Annotated in this window: 17 protein-coding genes; 8 read left to right on the top strand and 9 right to left on the bottom strand. The window is 72.3% G+C overall.

Annotation, left to right across the window (positions count from 1 at the left end):
• Positions 1-454 precede the first annotated feature (454 nt).
• Positions 455-727 (top strand): hypothetical protein, encoded by a 273-nt coding sequence (locus FAF44_RS30755; RefSeq protein ID WP_237106806.1) that lies wholly within the window; start codon positions 455-457, stop codon positions 725-727.
• 254 nt (positions 728-981) lie between these two features.
• Here the strand turns inward: FAF44_RS30755 and FAF44_RS30760 are convergent, their stop codons facing one another.
• Together FAF44_RS30760 and FAF44_RS30765 are read right to left on the bottom strand one after the other, a co-directional pair.
• Complete coding sequence (locus FAF44_RS30760; protein ID WP_237106807.1) at positions 982-1,866, bottom strand: hypothetical protein; 885 nt, start codon at positions 1,864-1,866, stop codon at positions 982-984.
• Positions 1,867-2,041: 175 nt separating this feature from the next.
• Positions 2,042-3,250, bottom strand: a complete 1,209-nt coding sequence (locus tag FAF44_RS30765) for an MFS transporter (protein ID WP_237106808.1) — start codon at positions 3,248-3,250, stop codon at positions 2,042-2,044.
• 101 nt (positions 3,251-3,351) lie between these two features.
• Here FAF44_RS30765 and FAF44_RS30770 point away from each other — a divergent pair, with 101 nt between their 5' ends.
• The 4 genes from FAF44_RS30770 to FAF44_RS30785 all read left to right on the top strand — a co-directional run bounded on the left by FAF44_RS30770 (position 3,352) and on the right by FAF44_RS30785 (position 7,469).
• On the top strand, positions 3,352-3,933 hold the full coding sequence (locus FAF44_RS30770; protein ID WP_237106809.1) for a TetR/AcrR family transcriptional regulator: 582 nt from the start codon (positions 3,352-3,354) through the stop codon (positions 3,931-3,933).
• Between the two features lie 114 nt (positions 3,934-4,047).
• The gene (locus FAF44_RS30775) at positions 4,048-5,058 is read left to right on the top strand and encodes a LacI family DNA-binding transcriptional regulator (RefSeq protein WP_237106810.1); all 1,011 of its coding nucleotides are present in this window, start codon (positions 4,048-4,050) and stop codon (positions 5,056-5,058) included.
• Positions 5,055-6,170 carry a mandelate racemase/muconate lactonizing enzyme family protein gene (locus FAF44_RS30780; RefSeq protein WP_237106811.1) on the top strand — a complete coding sequence of 372 codons (1,116 nt, stop codon included), beginning with the start codon at positions 5,055-5,057 and terminating at the stop codon, positions 6,168-6,170. Before FAF44_RS30775 ends, FAF44_RS30780 begins: the two co-directional genes overlap by 4 nt.
• Positions 6,171-6,209: 39 nt before the next feature.
• Positions 6,210-7,469: an MFS transporter gene (locus FAF44_RS30785; protein WP_237106812.1), complete on the top strand. Its 1,260-nt coding sequence runs from the start codon at positions 6,210-6,212 to the stop codon at positions 7,467-7,469.
• A gap of 396 nt (positions 7,470-7,865) precedes the next feature.
• Here the strand turns inward: FAF44_RS30785 and FAF44_RS30790 are convergent, their stop codons facing one another.
• The 4 genes from FAF44_RS30790 to FAF44_RS30805 are packed head-to-tail and all read right to left on the bottom strand — an operon-like array spanning position 7,866 to position 9,503.
• Positions 7,866-8,240: a nuclear transport factor 2 family protein gene (locus FAF44_RS30790; protein ID WP_237106813.1), complete on the bottom strand. Its 375-nt coding sequence runs from the start codon at positions 8,238-8,240 to the stop codon at positions 7,866-7,868.
• Between the two features lie 50 nt (positions 8,241-8,290).
• Positions 8,291-8,590 (bottom strand): DUF952 domain-containing protein, encoded by a 300-nt coding sequence (locus FAF44_RS30795; protein WP_237106814.1) that lies wholly within the window; start codon positions 8,588-8,590, stop codon positions 8,291-8,293.
• The gene (locus FAF44_RS30800) at positions 8,587-9,183 is read right to left on the bottom strand and encodes a TetR/AcrR family transcriptional regulator (RefSeq protein ID WP_237106815.1); all 597 of its coding nucleotides are present in this window, start codon (positions 9,181-9,183) and stop codon (positions 8,587-8,589) included. Before FAF44_RS30800 ends, FAF44_RS30795 begins: the two co-directional genes overlap by 4 nt.
• On the bottom strand, positions 9,180-9,503 hold the full coding sequence (locus tag FAF44_RS30805; RefSeq protein ID WP_237106816.1) for a multidrug efflux SMR transporter: 324 nt from the start codon (positions 9,501-9,503) through the stop codon (positions 9,180-9,182). Before FAF44_RS30805 ends, FAF44_RS30800 begins: the two co-directional genes overlap by 4 nt.
• Positions 9,504-9,632: 129 nt before the next feature.
• Between FAF44_RS30805 and FAF44_RS30810 the strand changes: the two genes are divergently transcribed.
• Positions 9,633-10,586, top strand: a complete 954-nt coding sequence (locus FAF44_RS30810; protein WP_237106817.1) for a radical SAM protein — start codon at positions 9,633-9,635, stop codon at positions 10,584-10,586.
• 4 nt (positions 10,587-10,590) lie between these two features.
• Here FAF44_RS30810 and FAF44_RS30815 read toward each other — a convergent pair whose 3' ends face one another.
• From FAF44_RS30815 to FAF44_RS30825, 3 genes are all read right to left on the bottom strand, one after another.
• Positions 10,591-11,139 (bottom strand): GNAT family N-acetyltransferase, encoded by a 549-nt coding sequence (locus tag FAF44_RS30815; protein WP_237106818.1) that lies wholly within the window; start codon positions 11,137-11,139, stop codon positions 10,591-10,593.
• Positions 11,136-12,329 carry an Ig-like domain-containing protein gene (locus FAF44_RS30820; protein WP_237106819.1) on the bottom strand — a complete coding sequence of 398 codons (1,194 nt, stop codon included), beginning with the start codon at positions 12,327-12,329 and terminating at the stop codon, positions 11,136-11,138. Before FAF44_RS30820 ends, FAF44_RS30815 begins: the two co-directional genes overlap by 4 nt.
• Positions 12,330-12,459: 130 nt before the next feature.
• Complete coding sequence (locus FAF44_RS30825) at positions 12,460-14,637, bottom strand: ATP-dependent RecD-like DNA helicase (protein ID WP_237106820.1); 2,178 nt, start codon at positions 14,635-14,637, stop codon at positions 12,460-12,462.
• A gap of 264 nt (positions 14,638-14,901) precedes the next feature.
• Here FAF44_RS30825 and FAF44_RS30830 point away from each other — a divergent pair, with 264 nt between their 5' ends.
• Both FAF44_RS30830 and FAF44_RS30835 read left to right on the top strand, forming a co-directional pair.
• On the top strand, positions 14,902-15,222 hold the full coding sequence (locus tag FAF44_RS30830; protein ID WP_237106821.1) for a DUF6355 family natural product biosynthesis protein: 321 nt from the start codon (positions 14,902-14,904) through the stop codon (positions 15,220-15,222).
• 194 nt (positions 15,223-15,416) lie between these two features.
• Positions 15,417-15,881 (top strand): DUF6623 family protein, encoded by a 465-nt coding sequence (locus FAF44_RS30835; RefSeq protein WP_237106822.1) that lies wholly within the window; start codon positions 15,417-15,419, stop codon positions 15,879-15,881.
• Positions 15,882-16,087 lie beyond the last annotated feature (206 nt).

The following is a 16,087-nucleotide window of genomic DNA, read 5'->3' on the forward strand; positions in this document are numbered from 1 at the left end:
GCGGTGGCGATCTCGCCGAGTTGCAGGGGGGCGTGGTCGTGGGTGACGGCGACGTCCAGGACGTCCAGCAGTCGGGCGAGATAGCTGGTCCGGGATTCGGTTCCACTGAGTGGAACGGCCTTTGCGTTCATTGGGAGGCAATTTAGGAACGTCCGTATCCGCACGTCAAGACCAGGACATAATTCGCAACAAGCCGTTACATGCCCGTTTCAGCGTGCTGCTCCCCCGGCGGCCGGCGACGGCGCGGCCTGCGCCACTGGTTTCGGGCCGCTGGTTTCGGGCCGTCGCTCCCCCACGGGCGTCCTACACGTCGGGCGGGCGGGAAATGGGTGCCAGCCCTGATATCGGACAGGTGTGGCCGGGGGTGAGACTGGCGGCTGGGGATCCCCGCCAACGCGATCTAGGGAGGGCTCGGCTGCCGGGCCGCAGCCCGCCAGGCACGGAGGAACGAAGCATGGATGTCACTCCCGTCACCGTCCCGGGCACGGGCACGGTTCACCATGCCCGCACGCGGCGGGGGGAACGGTTCGGGGTCCTGGCCGCCAAGAGCGGCCAGCGCACCATCCTGCTGTACGAGGGCGGGCAGGACGACCAGCCGGTCCAGTGTGTGGTCCTGGACGCCGACGAGGCCGATCTGGTCGCCGAGCTGCTGCACAGTCGTTCGTTCGCCGATCGGCTGGCCGCGGTGGAGCGGCGGCTGGCGGAGCTGGCGGAGCGCGCTTCGTGAGTTGAGGGCCCGGGCGGCGGCGGTGCGCGAGGGGCGGGCCGCTCCCCCGCCGGCGCGGCCTGAAAGGCGGCCGGAAGGGGCGGGGAATGCGGCGTTCGCCGATGCGCCCGGGCTTTTCTCGTCAGGTTCGCCCGCGGCCGTCACGGCGGTGCGGGAATGGCCGGTTCATTTCGTGGCGCGCGGTGAATTGCGGGCGTGCGGGAATGGGCCGGCCGCGGTATTTCCGGATGGATTCAGTGGGTTCGGCCGGGGTTTCAGCCGGGTGGTACGGCGCCGTTCTTGGCGACGGGTACGGCGAGTTGCGCCGGGCCCGTGATGCGCAGTTCCTCGGCCGGCAGGTTGGCCAGCACGGGGTTGAGGTGACGCAGGGTCAGCGGCACCTGGGCGACGGCGGGGCTGATGAGGTCGAACTTCTCCAGGTCGACCCAGCGGACGACGTCGAGGACCTCGGGCGGGATCTCGTCGCCGCCCTTCTGCACCGGCACGCAGAGCTGGCGGGCGGTGGTGACCCGCACGGAGCGGGGCGGGATCGGGCCGGTCAGCACCGGGTTGAGCTGGGTGAGGGTCAGGCCGGTGTTGATGGCCGGGTTGTTGCGGTGGCCGTAGCACAGCAGGTCGATGTGGGAGACGACGGACAGCACGTCGTCAGGCGGGAGCACGCCGTTCTTGGCGACCGGCACGCACAACTGCTCGGGGGTGATCAGGGTGGCCTCGAAGCCGGGGACGTTGGCCAGCACGGGGTTGAGGTGGCGCAGGCTCAGGGTGCGGTCGAGTTGCGGTCCGGTGACCCGGTAGCAGGACAGGTCGACGAAGCGCAGGTAGGGCAGCACGGTCGAGGGCGGGAAGAGGGCGTTCTTGGCGACGGGGACGCACAGTTGCTCGCGTGGCCCGAGGGTGACCTGCACCGGCGGCAGGCCGGCGAGCACGGGGTTGATGTGGCGCAGCGTCAGCGCGACGGCGGGCGGCTGGTAGGCGGTGGTGGTGAAGCAGTCGAGGTCGAGGTAGGAGACGAACTCCTTCGGGGTGGGCACGGCCTGGGCCGTGGCGGGCGGGGCGGCGAGGAAGGCGGCGGTGAGCACCGCGAAGGCGGCCGATAACAGCCGCCTTATGGTGTGGCGTGGTGTTCCCTTTCTGGTCATTGATCCTCCATGGACCGGTGCAATGGTGTTTCGACTGTGCGCCCGCGCGCCGGTTCCGACAAGAGCGATGACCGTTCTTTGCCACGGTGGTTTGAAATGCCGCGCCGGTTATTCGCGCCTTTTCCGGGAACCGGGCTCCCGGAAAAGGCGCGCGCGGCGGGTTGTCCGGGGCCGGTTATCCGGGGGCGGGGGCGCGGCGGGCGCGCCACGCGGCGACCGCGGCCGGCGCGACGAGGAGGCCGGCCAGCCACAGGACGCCCGGCAGCGGCAGCGCGTCCACGATCGTGCCGCCGGCCAGCGCGCCGAGGCCGATGGAGAGGTTGAAGACGGCCACCCACAGCGCGGAGGCCTCCTCGACCGCGTGCGGCGCGGCGGTGATCATCCAGGTCTGCAGGCTGGTGGAGACCCCGCCGTAGACCAGGCCCCACAGCAGCAGCAGGCTCACCCCGCCCGCGGCGCTGAGCCCGGCCAGCGGGTAGAGCAGCAGGATGGCCGCCAGGGCGACGGCGATGGCCAGGACGGTGCGCTGGGGCCGGCCCGCCACGGTGGCGCCCGCGACGACATTCCCGGCGACCCCGGCGACGCCGAATCCGAACAGCAGCGGCCCGATGAGGGGGGCGTCGAGGCCGGACAGGTCCCGCAGGAGGGGGCTGACGAAGGTGTAGGCGGCGAAGTGGCCGGTCACGATCAGGAAGGTGGCCAGGATGCCGGCGCGCACGCCCCGGTTGCGCACCTGGGCGGCCAGGCGGCGGGGGGCGACGGGCCGGGCGGCGGCCAGCGGCGGCAGCACGGCCAGCAGGGCGAGCAGCACGATCAGGGCCAGGGCGCTCAGCGCGGCGAAGGCGATCCGCCAGTCGGCCAGCGCGCCGATCGTCGTGCCGAGGGGGACGCCGAAGACGTTGGCGGCTCCGACGCCGCCGAAGATGATCGCGGTGGCCCGGGGGACGCGCTCGGGCGGGACGAGGCGGACGGCCAGGCCGCCGGCGATGGCCCAGAAGCCGCCGATGGCGATCCCGGCCAGCACGCGGGCGGCGATGAGCAGTGGGTAGGCGGGGGCCAGGGCGGCGGCCAGGTTGGCGAGTGTCATGAGGGCCATCAGGGCGGCGAGCAGCAGCCGGCGGTCGGTCCGGCCGGCCAGGACCGGGACGGCGGGCGCGGCGAGGGCGGCGACGATGCCGGGCACCGTGACCATCAGACCGGCCGTGCCCTCGGAGACGTGCAGGGCCGCTCCGACGGGGGCCAGCAGGCCGATCGGCAGTTGCTCGGCGGTCACCAGGAGGAAGGTGCCGAAGGCCACGGCGGTGACCGCGAGCCATGGGTGGCCCGCGGGGGTGTCTCGCCCGGTCGCCGTGGGGCTGGTTGCCGTGGGGCTGGTTGCCGTCACGTCGGGTTCTCCTCTCCACACGTTTGGGAGCGTTCGCTCCCGAATCGAGAGCACACCCTAGTACGGGAGCGACCGCTCCACAACCGGGGTAGGGTGGTGTCATGGCGCGGCCCCGGGAGTTCGACGAGCAGGACGTGATCGCCAAGGCGACCGACCTGTTCCGGCGGCGCGGCTACACCGCCACCTCGGTGCGCGACCTGGGCGCCGAGCTCGGGTTGCGGCAGAGCAGCCTGTATCGCACGTTCGGCGACAAGCACGCCCTGTTCGTGCGGGCGCTGGAGCACTATCGGGCCACGGAGTCGGCGCAGGCCGGGCAGCGGCTCGGCGCGCCCGGCCCGAGCCTGGCCGTCCTGCGGGAGTGGCTGCTCTGGATGGTCGGCCACGAGGCCGGCCGCGGCTGCTTCGTCGTCAACACCGCCGCCGAGCTGGGCGCCGCCGATCCCGAGGTGCGCGTACAGACCGAGGCCGCCTTCGACGACACCAGGAAGACCCTGGCCGCCCTGCTGCGCCGCGGCGTCGCCGACGGCGACCTGCCCGCCGCGCTGGCCGTGGACGACGCGGTGGAGCTGCTGTTCACCACGGTGCTGGGGTTGCGCGTGCGTGAGCGCGCCGGGCACGACCCGCGGCGGCTGGCCGCGGCGATCGACTTCGCGCTCGCGATGCTCACGCGTCCTTCTGCCTGACCTCCCCCGCCCTCCGCGGGTCGTTTTTGGTGACTCTTGTCCTCTTTGCCGAGAAGGATGTAACCTGCACGAAAAGTGACGGTTATCGATAACTGTGCGGAGGGTAGCCGGACGATGGCGGAAGAACGGGCGACGATCTACACCGTCGCGCGGGCGGCCGGGGTCAGCGCCCAGACCGTGTCCCGGGTGCTGAACGGCACCGGACAGGTCAGCGCGGCGACCCGGGCGAACGTCCTGGCCGTGATCGAGGCGCAGGGTTATCGGCCCAACGCGGTCGGGCGCAGCCTGCGCGCCTCCCGCACGCCGATGATCGGCGTGGTCGTGGCCGACATCGGCAACCCCTTCTACGCCCGGCTGCACCGCGCCCTCGAACGCCGCCTGTCCGGCAGCGGCTTCTCGCTCATGCTGATGAACAGCGACGACGACCCCCGCGCCGAACGCCGCCAGCTCGACCTGCTGCGCTCCTACCGGCCGACGGGACTGGTGATCGTGCCCTCGGCCGGCAGCTCGCTGGGCGAGGCCGACCTGCGCGCCCTCGGCCACGTCGTCAGCGTCAGCCGGGTGCCCGAGGGGGTGGCGGTGCCCGCCGTCGTCACCAACGAGCGCGCCGCCGTCGGCGAGGCCACGGCCGAACTGCTGGCCCACGGCCACACCGAGCCGGCCATCGTCCTCGGCCCCGCGGGCGCCTCCACCAGCCGCGCCCGCGAGCAGGGATTCCTGGCGGCGCTCGGGCCCGGACGGCGCGGCCACGTCCGCCACACCGACGGCACCCGCGCGGGCGGCCAGGCCGCGGCCGCCGACCTGCTGGCCACCCGGCCCGCCGTGACCGCGATGATCGGCTTCAACGCGCTGGTCACCGAGGGGATCGTCAGCGCCCTGCAGGCCGCCGGCCGCCCCTGCCCGCAGGACATGTCGGTCATCGGGTTCACCGACGCCGGCTGGATGACCCTGCACCGCCCCGCCCTGACCGTGATCGACCAGCCGGTGGAGGAGATGGGCGCCCTGGCCGGGCGGCTGCTGCTCGACCTGGCCGCCGGCCACGGCGTCGACCCCGGCCCGCACGTCGTGCCCAGCACGCTGATCCGGCGCGCGTCCGTCGCGCCCCCGAAGGAGCACACCCCATGAAGATCGCGGCGGTGAACACGCACGTCGTGACCGAGAAGCTGACCACCACGTTCGGCATGTCCCAATGGCAGTGGCAGGCCCGCTCGAGTTGCCTGGTCGAGATCGTCACCGACGAGGGCCTCGTCGGCTGGGGCGAGTGCTTCGGCCCGGCCGAGGGCTCCGCCGCGCTCATCGAGACGGTCTACGCCCCGCTCCTGGCCGGGGCCGACCCGTTCGAGCACGCCGCCCTGTGGGAGACGCTGTACAACCGCGGCCGCGAGTGGGGGCGCGCGGGCGTCCCGATCGCCGCGATCTCCGGCGTCGAGATCGCCCTGTGGGACGTCGTCGGCAAGGCGCTCGGCCAGCCCGTCCACCGCCTGCTCGGCGGCCGGGCCCCCGAGGCGTTCCACGCCTACGCCTCGGCCTTCTACTACGGCGGCCAGTGGCGCGGCGACATCGAGGCCGAGGCCCGCCACCTGCTGCAGGAGGGCTACCGCCACGTCAAGATGAAGGTCGGCGCCGACCTGCGCTCCGACGTCGAGCGCGTGCACCGTGTCCGCGCCGCGCTCGGGCCGGATGTCCTGCTGGCCGCCGACGCCAACCGCGGCTACACCACGGCCGAGGCGCTCGTGTTCGCCCGCGAGACCGAAGCGGCCGCGCTGTGGTTCTTCGAGGAGCCCGTCATCCCCGAGGACCTGGCCGGCTACCGCGAACTGCGCGCCCGCGTGAACGTCCCGATCGCGGGCGGGGAGTCGATGTTCACCCGCTGGGGCTTCGCCGAGATGATCGAGTCACGCGCCGTGGACCTGCTGCAGCCCGACGCCACCGCCTGCGGCGGCATCCGCGAGACGCTGCTGGTGGCCGGGATGGCCAGCGTGCACGGCATCTCGACCCTGCCGCACGTGTGGGGCTCGGCCATCACCGTGGCCGCCGGGCTGCACCTGGCCACCGCGCTGCCGGTGGTGACCCCCTCACTCGGGCGGGCCGCCCCGGTCATCGAACTCGACCAGGCCCCCAACTCCTTCCGGCACACCCTGTCGGACCTGGCCATCGGGCCGGTGATGCCGGTGCCCACCGGCCCCGGCCTCGGCGTCGAGATCGACCGCTCGGTCATCGAGGCGTACCGCGCCTGACCCTCCCTCCTTCACTATCAGCGTCAAAGGAACCACCCAGTGTCATCGGAAACCGCGCCCGCCCGGGCCTCCTCCGCCCCGCACCTGCCGCACAAGTGGCTGCGCATCAGCGGCCTGCTGCTCGTCGGCCTGTTCATCGCCTACCTCGACCGCTCCAACCTGTCGGTCGGGATCAAGAACATCGGCACCGACCTCGGCTTCTCCGGCGAGGAGTTCGCCGCCACCTCCAGCCTCGCGCTGACCGCCTTCCTCGTCGGCTACCTCATCTCCAACTTCCTCGGCGGCTTCCTGACGGCCCGCATCGACGCCAAGTGGATCCTGCTGGTGACCGTGGCCGGCTACTCGCTGTGCACGCTGCTCATCGGCTTCGCCGACTCCGTCGGCGTCCTGGTCGCGCTGCGCGTCGGCGTCGGCATCTTCGAGGGCATCTACTGGCCGCAGCAGTTCAGGATGGCCAAGGCGTGGTTCGACGACCGCGAGATGAGCCGGGCCAGCGCCCTCATCCAGTACTACGGCCAGTACCTGGCGCTGGCGCTCGGGTTCTTCGTGCTCACCCCGGTCGAGGCGACGTTCGGCTGGCGTCCGATGTTCTGGGCGCTCGGCGCGATCGGCCTGATCGTCGTGCTGCCGCTGTACGCGCGCTTCCTGCCGACCGCCCCCGGCACCACCACCGCCGCGGCCGGCCCCGACGGCCGGGGCCGGGCCGGGCGGCTCAGCTTCGCCGCCTTCGGCGGATGGCGTTTCGTGCTGCTGGTGTTCAGCTATTTCACCAACGGCATGCTGTTTTGGGGCATCACCCTGTTCATCCCGCTCATCGTGCCGAGGTTCGGCTTCGACCCCGGCATGGCCGGGCTGATGGCCGCGGCCCCGTACCTGGTCTCGCTGGTGCTCACCGTCCCCATGATGATCCTCGCCGACCGCACCGGGCGGCGCGCGCTCATCGCGATCTCCGGGCTGGTCGTCGGCGGCGTCCTGCTGGCGTGCGTGATGCTCACGGACTCGCACGTGACGCAGTTCGCGCTGATCTGCCTGGGACTGGGGTACTTCACCGCCTCCTACACGCCGAACATCTGGGCGATCGCCGTGACGGACCTGCCCGCGCACGCGGTGGGCCCGGCCACCGGCATCATCAACGGCTTCGGCGCGGGCGGCGGCGGCATCGTGGCCGGCGCGATCTTCGGCCCGCTGCTGGCGGCGGCCGGGACGTACGCGCTGGGCCTGTCCGTCCTGGGCCTGATCGCGATCCTCGGCGGCGGGGCCCTGATCCTGTACACCAGGATGCGCCCGACCCCCGCCTGACCCCCCCCCGGGCTTGACCGGCGGGTTGACCTTGTGTTGATTCGCTGTCCTCGACGGCGGGAGTGGACTTAGGGTGGGTAGTCCTGCTATTCGCGCCGCGAGAGGAGCAGCACGTGGGGACCGATTCGGTGTTATGCCCGGTGTGTCAGGGGGTTGTACCCGCGTCCGGCAAGGATTCGTACACGGCGTCGCGGGGGCGGCTGATCGTGACGAACGGGTACTGTGCGGGCGGGTGCGCCGAGCGGGCCGAGGAGGCGGCGGAGCAGACGCGGCAGGTGGCGCGTCCGCGTACCATGCCCTCCCCCGCACCCGTTCCCGGTGCGGCTGCGCCGGCGCGTGCGGGACTGCGGGCGGTGCGCTGAGCTGAGCCGGGCCGTCGCACGGTCACCAGGGGGATCATTGGTGGCCGTCGACGGTGTGCCAGTAGTCGCGGGTGCGCACGGCCAGGCCGTCGGCGTCGAACTCGGCGAACACGCAGCCCGCGAGCGTGACGGGGCGGCCGTTGTCGACGGCGTGCACGCGGAACTCGATCGCGGCCCGGCCGCCGTCCACGATCGGGGCGGCGAAGCTCACCCGGGGGTCGCTCTCGCCGGTGAAGGACCAGGCGATGTAGTCGGCGACCGCCTGCCTGCCCCGGTGCGGGGGCCGGAAGGGCATGCTGGTGTGGACGGCGTCGTCGCGGTACAGGGCGGTGATGGCGGCGACGTCGTGCTGGGTCCAGCCGCGCTGCCAGGTGTCGGCGAAACGCTGGGCGGCCTGTCGGGTGTCCATGCGCTCCATTGTGCGGTCGCCGGGCCGCCGGGGGTGGCCGGTCGGCCGGTTCAGCAGGTGTAGGGGCGCACGGCGGTGACCGCGGTGAGCGGCAGCGGGCCGTACAGGTGGGGGAAGCCGTTCTCCACGCGGACGTCGAGGCCGGCCGGGTCGATGTCGAGGACGAGCAGCGGCTCGCCCACCTCGGCGTAGAAGGCGGCGTGCACGCCGCGCAACTGGGCCAGGTCGCGGCTGCAGTGGATGAACCCCACCTCCTCCAGGGTGCGGCCGAGGGTGGAGCGGCGGTACTCCCCCGCCTCCCGCGCGGCCTCCCAGTCGGCGCGCACGGCCAGGTGGTGGATGGGCGTCACGACGTCTCCTCAGCGGTGGTCGGGCCGGCGTGGTCGAGGGTGAGGTCGAGGGCGAGGGTGAGCAGGGCGCGCGCCTGGCTGAGGGGGCGCTGCTCGACGAGGTGTTCCAGCCACAGTGCCGAGACCGCGGTGTAGAGCAGGCGGGCGCGGGGGTCGCTCGCGGGCACGTCCAGGACGTCGGCGACGATGCGCACGCAGCCGTCGGTCCAGCGGCGGGCGATCTGCTGCAGGACGGGGTCGCGCCCGGCGTGCACGTACAGCTCCCACAGGCCGAGCTGGCGGGCGCGGTCGGCGGCGGCGACGTGGTCGGCCAGGGCGGGCAGGCCGTGCCGGGTGATCCAGTCGCGGGTGGTGTCCAGCTCGGCCTCGACGAGTTCGGCGAACGCCTCGGCCAGGAGCTGGTCGCGGGAGGCGAAGTAGTAGGTGGTGGCGGCCAGCGGCAGGCGGGCCCGGTGGGCGACCGCCCGGTGCGTGACGGCGGCGAACCCGCCCTCGGCCAGCAGGGCGACGGCGGCCTTCAGCAGGCTGGCGCGGCGGCGACGGCCGCGCTCCTGAGCAGGGGGTTCGGGCCGGGGGGCCGGGTGTGGTGTCAATGGCCACCTGCGAGGTTGAGGAGGACGACGCCGCCGATGATGAGCAGGATACCGCCGATCTTGAGGGGGGTGAGGGCCTCGCCGAAGACGGCGGCGCCGATGAGGGCGATGGCGGCGGTGCCGGCGCCGGACCAGACGGCGTAGGCGGTGCCCACGTCGAGGTGCAGTTTCAGCACGCGGGCCAGCAGGGCGAAGGAGGTGAGGTAGCCGGCGGCGACGACGACCGTCCAGCCGAGGTGGGTGAAGCCGTTGCTGAGCTTGAGCGCGGTGGTGGCCAGGACTTCGGAGGCGATGGCGAGGGCGAGCAGGAGCCAGGCCATGGGCGGGGTTCTCCAGGGGGGCGAAGTGGTACGGGTGTACCGATTTTACGGGGTGTGCCCGCGGCCGGAAGGCGCGGGGTGCGGGGAACCGCTTGAAAACGCAGTCGAATGCGTGTTCCACTGGAGGGTGTGGCTTGGGACGCGCTTTCGCTGGTCGACGCCGCCGACGACCGTCCGCTGATCGAGCGGCGGGCGGTGGTGCGCGACGGCGTGTACGAGCTGCAGGCCCGCACGGTGATCGAGCGGGTGCCGCCGGCCGCCGGCATCGCCCAGGGCTGGGCGGTCTCCCCCTACCGCGGCTGCGCGCACGCCTGCCTGGGCTGCGGCGCGCGGGGCGCGCACCGCAAGCTGGGCCTGGACGAGGGGCGTGACTTCGACACGCGGATCGTGGCGCGGCCGAACGTGGCCGAGCGGCTGCGTGCGGAGCTGGCCCGCTGGGACGGCCAGGAGCTGGCGGTGGGGGTGGGCGGCGACTGCTACCAGGCGGCCGAGGAGACCTACCGGCTGATGCCGCAGGTGATCGCGGCGCTGGCCGGGTCGGGCACGCCGTTCACCGTCTACACCAAGGGGCCGCTGGTGCTGCGTGACGCGCCGCTGCTGGCGCGGGCCGGGGCGCGGGTGGCGGTGTCGATCGCGTTCGTGGACGAGCGGATCCGGCGGGCGGTCGAGCCGGGCGCGCCGTCGGCGCAGGCGCGGCTGGAGCTGGTCTCGGCGCTGGTGGAGGCCGGGGTGCGGTGCCGGGTGCGGATGGCGCCGGTGCTGCCGCTGCTGAGCGACGCCGCCGATCAGCTCGAGGCGACCGTGCGGCGGATCGCCGCCGCGGGGGCGCACGGCGTGGAGCCGGTGGTGCTCGCGCTGCCGCCGGGGCCGCGCGGCTGGTATCTGCGCTGGCTGGAGCAGGCGCACCCGCATCTGGCCGGGCGTTACGAGGAGCTGTACGACCGGGCCGGGCTGCCGTCGCCGGAGTACGAGAGGCGCATCACGGGGCAGATCGCGCAGTTGTGCCGGGCCTACCGGATGGAGTGCGGGGCGCCGGAGGCGGCCCGGGGGGAGCCCCCGGCGGCGCAGCTCGCCCTCGTGTGAGCGGTCAGGGGCGGCGTTGCAGGAGCATGCCGGGCCACTGCCCCACGGTGAAGGGGGCCACGCGGGTGAAGCCGCGGCTTTCGTAGTAGGCGACGAGGCGGCCGTCGTCGCCGGCGTAGCAGTCGACGCGCAGCAGGCCCACCCGGCGGGCGCGGGCCTCGGCGGCGGCCCAGTCGAGCAGCACGGCGCCGACGTGGTGGCCGGCGTGGCGGCGGTCGGTGACCAGGGCCTGGACGTACAGCTCGGGTTCGCCGGCGGGGGTGACGTAGTCGTGGGCGGGGCCGACGGAGATGCAGCCGGCGGCCTGGCCGTCGTGTTCGGCGATGCGCATGCCGCCGCCGTCGAGCCAGGAGGCGACCTGCTCGGTGCGCCGGGCATCGCCGGTGAAGGGACGGGTGCCCCACTGGCCGGTGCGGCCCCGGGCGGCCAGCCAGGCGACGGCGGAGTCGAACATGGCCAGGACGACGGGCACGTCGCCGTCGCGGGCGGGTCTGATCGTGACGTCCGCGCCCCCGGTCCCGGACGAGGACCCGGCGGGGTTTGTGGGGGTCATCGCTTGCCGCTCTTCAGGGCGCTGCCCTTCTTCCACTGGGAGAACGGCATCTGCCAGTAGCCCCAGCCGTTGTTCCACTCCAGCTCGCGGTCGGTGCCGGCGATGTCGACGACGTCGCCGCGCTGGACGTTGTCGTAGAACCAGCGGGCCTGGTCGGGGCGGGCGTTGATGCAGCCGTGGCTGACGTTGCGCACGCCCTGGGCCCAGACGTTGTCCTTGGCGTGCACGTACTCGCCGGAGTTGGAGATGCGCACGGCGTGGTCGATCATGACGTCGTAGTAGCCGGGGTCGCCCTTCTCGCGGCCGGGGGAGATCATGCGCACGGGGTTGCCGCGTTCCATCGTGAGGTGCACGCCGGAGGTGGTGGTGTACTCGCGGGTGGTGGCCATGCCGGCGCTGATGCGCATCGTCTGCACGCGCTTGCCGTCTTTGTAGACGTACATCATCTTGGTACGGGTGTCGACCTTGCTGATCTGCTTGGCGCCGATCTTGAGGTCGGCGGTGTAGTCCTTGACCCCGTACAGGCCCTTGCCGCCCTTGATGCCGGTGATGTTGGCGTTGAAGGTGACCTTCTGGTGGGCGGGCCAGTACTTGGCGGTGCGGTAGATGACGACGGTGTCGTTGATCCAGCGCCAGGCTCCGTCGACGGGCTTTTCCGCCTCGATCTCCAGGGCGCGCTCGATGGTGGCCTTGTCGGCGACGGGCTGGTTGAAGGTGACGATGATGGGCGCGCCGACGCCGAGGCTCTCGCCCTTGGCGTTGGGGGTGACGTCGGCGACCTGCAGCGCGCGTTCGGGCTTGGCGGTGGTGAAGGTGCTGGTGGCGGTGGTGACGCCGGCGGTGGCCGAGACGGTGTAGCTGGTGGAGGGCTTCAGCGCCGTCTTGGAGACCCAGCGGGTCTTGTCGGCGTTGTAGGTGCCCTTGAGCTGCTCGCCGCCGGCTTCGACGGTGACGTCGGCCAGGGCGGCCCCGGCCGCGGCCACGACGACCTTCTTCTCGGGGCTGACCTTGGCCGCGCCCTCGACCGGGGTGATCTTGACGGTGGGGGCCTGCGGGGTGGCGGTCGTGGTGGCCTGGGAGGCGTCAGGCGGCTGCGCGGCGGGGCCACCGGAACACGAGGCCGTCAGGGCCGCAGCCGTGAGCAGCGCGAACGCGGTGGCGGGCGTCCTCCAAGCGGGCGCAACGTTCAACTCTGTCCTCTCCCCACGGCACCACAAGGCACCTCAAAAACTGTAATGCTCCCGCATGTAAGACGGCGAATCCTTTGGGAGAGTTCGATCACGTTTCCATTACTTCTCCTGGGGGAGAAGTGACGGCTGGTCAGCGGCGGGTCAGGCGGTGTGTCAGGCCGGTGTGGCGGCGTCCGGCCCCCCGGGTGCGGACGGCCTGGGCCAGCGCGCGGCGCGAGCCGACGATGACGACGAGTTTCTTGGCGCGGGTGATCGCGGTGTAGAGCAGGTTGCGCTGCAGCATCATCCAGGCGCTGGTGGCCAGCGGGATGACCACGGCGGGGTACTCGCTGCCCTGGGAGCGGTGGATGGAGACGGCGTAGGCGTGGGCCAGCTCGTCGAGTTCGTCGAAGGCGTAGTCGACCGATTCGTCCTCGTCGGTCAGGATGGTCAGCTTGTGCTCGTCGGGCCGGATGTCGGTGACGATGCCGACCGTGCCGTTGAACACGCCCGCCGCGCCCTTGTCGTAGTTGTTGCGCAGTTGGGTGACCTTGTCGCCGACGCGGAAGACGCGCCCGCCGTAGCGCCGCTCCGGCATGCCGTCGCGGGCGGGTGTCAGCGCCTCCTGCAGGGCGGTGTTCAGCGCGCCCGCGCCGGCCGCGCCCCGGTGCATGGGGGCCAGGACCTGCACGTCGCGGCGGGGGTCGAGGCGGAAGCGGCGCGGGATGCGGCGGGCGACGACGTCCACGGTGAGCTCGGCGATCTGCTCGGGCTCCTCGCAGGGGAACAGGAAGAAGTCCTGCATGCCCTCCAGGACGGGGTGGCGGCCGGTGTTGACGCGGTGGGCGTTGACGATGACGCCGGACTCGGCCGCCTGGCGGAAGATCTGCGTCAGCCGCACGCGGGGCACGTCGTCGGCGGCCAGGAGGTCTTTGAGCACCTCGCCGGCGCCGACGGACGGCAACTGGTCCACATCCCCCACGAACAGCAGGTGGGCGCCGGGGGCGACGGCCTTGACGAGCTTGTTGGCCAGCAGCAGGTCGAGCATGGAGGCTTCGTCGACCACCACCAGGTCGGCGTCCAGGGGGTTGTCGCGGTCGAAGGTGGCCTCGCCGCCGGGCCGCAGTTGCAGCAGGCGGTGCACGGTGGTGGCCTCGTGGCCGGTCAGCTCGGCCAGCCGCTTGGCGGCGCGGCCGGTGGGGGCGGCCAGGATGACCTTCGCGCGCCGGGCGCGGGCCAGCAGCACGATCGAGCGCACGGTGAAGCTCTTGCCGCAGCCGGGGCCGCCGGTCAGGACGGCGACCTTCTCGGTGAGCGCCAGCCGGACGGCCTGGCGTTGCTCGGTGGCCAGTTCGGCGCCGGTCTGGCCGTGCAGCCAGCTCTCGGCGCGCTCCCAGTCGACGTCGGCGAACGTCTTGAGGCGGTCGTGGCCGTGGCGCAGCAGGGTGAGCAGGCCGGCGGCCAGCGCCGTCTCGGCGCGGTGGAAGGGCGGCAGGTAGACGGCCGGCACCTCGCCGTCGCCGGCCGGCACCGGCTCGCGCACGACGCCCTCGTCGGCGACGAGTTCCTCCAGGCAGGCGCTCACCAGCGGGGCCGGCACGTCGAGGATCTTGACGGCGTCGGCGACCAGGTTGGGGGCGGGCAGGAAGCAGTGGCCGTCGTCGGCGGCCTGGGACAGCGTGTAGCGCAGGCCGGCCTTGACCCGTTCGGGGCTGTCGTGCGGGATGCCGACGGCCTGGGCGATGGTGTCGGCCGTCTTGAAGCCGATCCCCCACACGTCGTCGGCGAGCTGGTACGGCCGGGTCTTGACGACGGAGACCGAGGTGTCGCCGTACTGCTTGAAGATGCGCACGGCGATGGAGGTGGACACGCCGACCCCCTGGAGGAAGATCATCACCTCTTTGATGATCTTCTGTTCCTCCCAGGCGGCGGCGATCATCCGGGTCCGCTTGGGGCCCAGGCCGGGCACCTCGACCAGGCGCTCGGGCTGCTGCTCGATGACGTCGAGGGTGCCGGTGCCGAAGTGGTCGACGATGCGCTCGGCCATCTTGGGCCCGATGCCCTTGATCAGGCCCGAGCCGAGGTAGCGGCGGATGCCCTGGACGGTGGCCGGCAGCACGGTGGTGTAGGACCACACCTCGAACTGGCGGCCGTAGCGGGGGTGGGAGGTCCACCGTCCGCGCAGCAGCAACGACTCGCCGACCTGCGCGCCGAGCAGCGGGCCGACGACGGTCAGCAGGTCGGCGCCGGTGCGCTCGGTGGCGACGCGGGCGATGGTGTAGCCGGTCTCCTCATTGGCGTAGGTGATGCGTTCGAGTACGGCGTTCAAGCTCGCCGCAATTTTCTCCGCACCCGCACCCGCACCCGCACCCGCGCCTGGGCTCCGCTCGGCCTCCACCACACCGACGAGACTAGGGCAAGATCGACATGTGATCACGCCCTGGGACGGCGGGCATCGCGCCAGGAGCCGCGCCACTCGCCCCACCAGGGCGGCACCCACCTGAACGGGTGTGAAGCCCGGATGACGCCGGGGTGATGCCGTCATGCGCTTGGCTGCCCGTGTCGGATCTTCTTCTGCATCCCTGGGGGAATCATGCGCTTGACCACGCCCGCCCTCGCGAAGTCGGCCATCGTCGCCCTGGCGGCCGCCACCGTCGCGTTGTCCGGGACGCCGGCCTCGGCCGCGACGTCCGCCGGCCCGGAACCGGCCGCGTTGCGCTGCGGTTTCTACAGCTCGGGCTTCACGGCCTACTACGGGCACTGCGACACGCCGCCGCGGACCGACGTCATCATCCGGGTCGTCACGATCTTCGATTCCTACGAACTGTGCGTCAAGCCGGGCGTGACGACGCTCGGGCCGTATCCGCAGGTACGAAGCGCGGCGTACGCCGGCAAGCTGTGCTCGGCCGGATGAGGTGAGAGCTCGCGGCCGCCGGGCGGCTCGCCCGGCGGCCGCGACGCCGTCCCAGATGTCCCGGATCCCCGGATGCCTCACGTGCGCGCGGGGGCGCGCTCATTTGGGGGTGAACAGGGCTTTCGCGGGTGTTGGCGTGAGCCGCCGCCGGGGATTGCTCAACGAGCCGACCGGCGAGCGAAGGGGGCAGGGCCGTGGCCGAGAAGTTGTACTCGTCGTGGGTGCCGGGATACGCGGCGTTCTCCGAGAACGCGGGCCTGCGCACGTTCCGCCAGGCGTTCGGGGTGACGTTCACGATCCCGCCCAACGGGACGGAGTGGATCCACCTGCCCATCCCCACGCCGGTCATCCTGGCCAACGACCGCGCCAACCTGGACAAGGTGCTCATCCTTCTGCACACCAGGCTGAACACCTCGGTCATCGAGGTGTCGGTCTGGGACGGGCCGACCCGCGTCTTCCTCAACACGAACATGGACCTTCGCGGGGACTGGTCGCAGGGGCTCAAGGGGCCGCTGGAGAGCGGCAACGTCTTCCACGTCCAAAAGACCGACGTCAGGTACGGGATCAACGTGACGCTGCGGGTCAGGAACCTGTCCCCGACCGGCGGCGGCGAGTTCTCCCTCACCTCCTTCGGCGGGGACTTCTTCCACAACGCCTGAGACCGCCGCCGACCCGGGGGAAACCGGTCGAGACGCCGCTGCGGTATGCGTTAACGTCGGGTGTGGCCGCCGGTCCTGGTGGCGGCGCGGGTCGAAAACGGTCGGTTACCGAGGTTCAACTCCTTCTTGGCCCACCCATCGGGGGCCAAGTCGCCCAGGCCGGCTGGGCATCCGGCCGCGAGGTCCCACATCCGCGCCACCGCCGG

It is taken from the genome of Nonomuraea sp. MG754425 (assembly GCF_021699195.1).
Lineage (GTDB): Bacteria > Actinomycetota > Actinomycetes > Streptosporangiales > Streptosporangiaceae > Nonomuraea.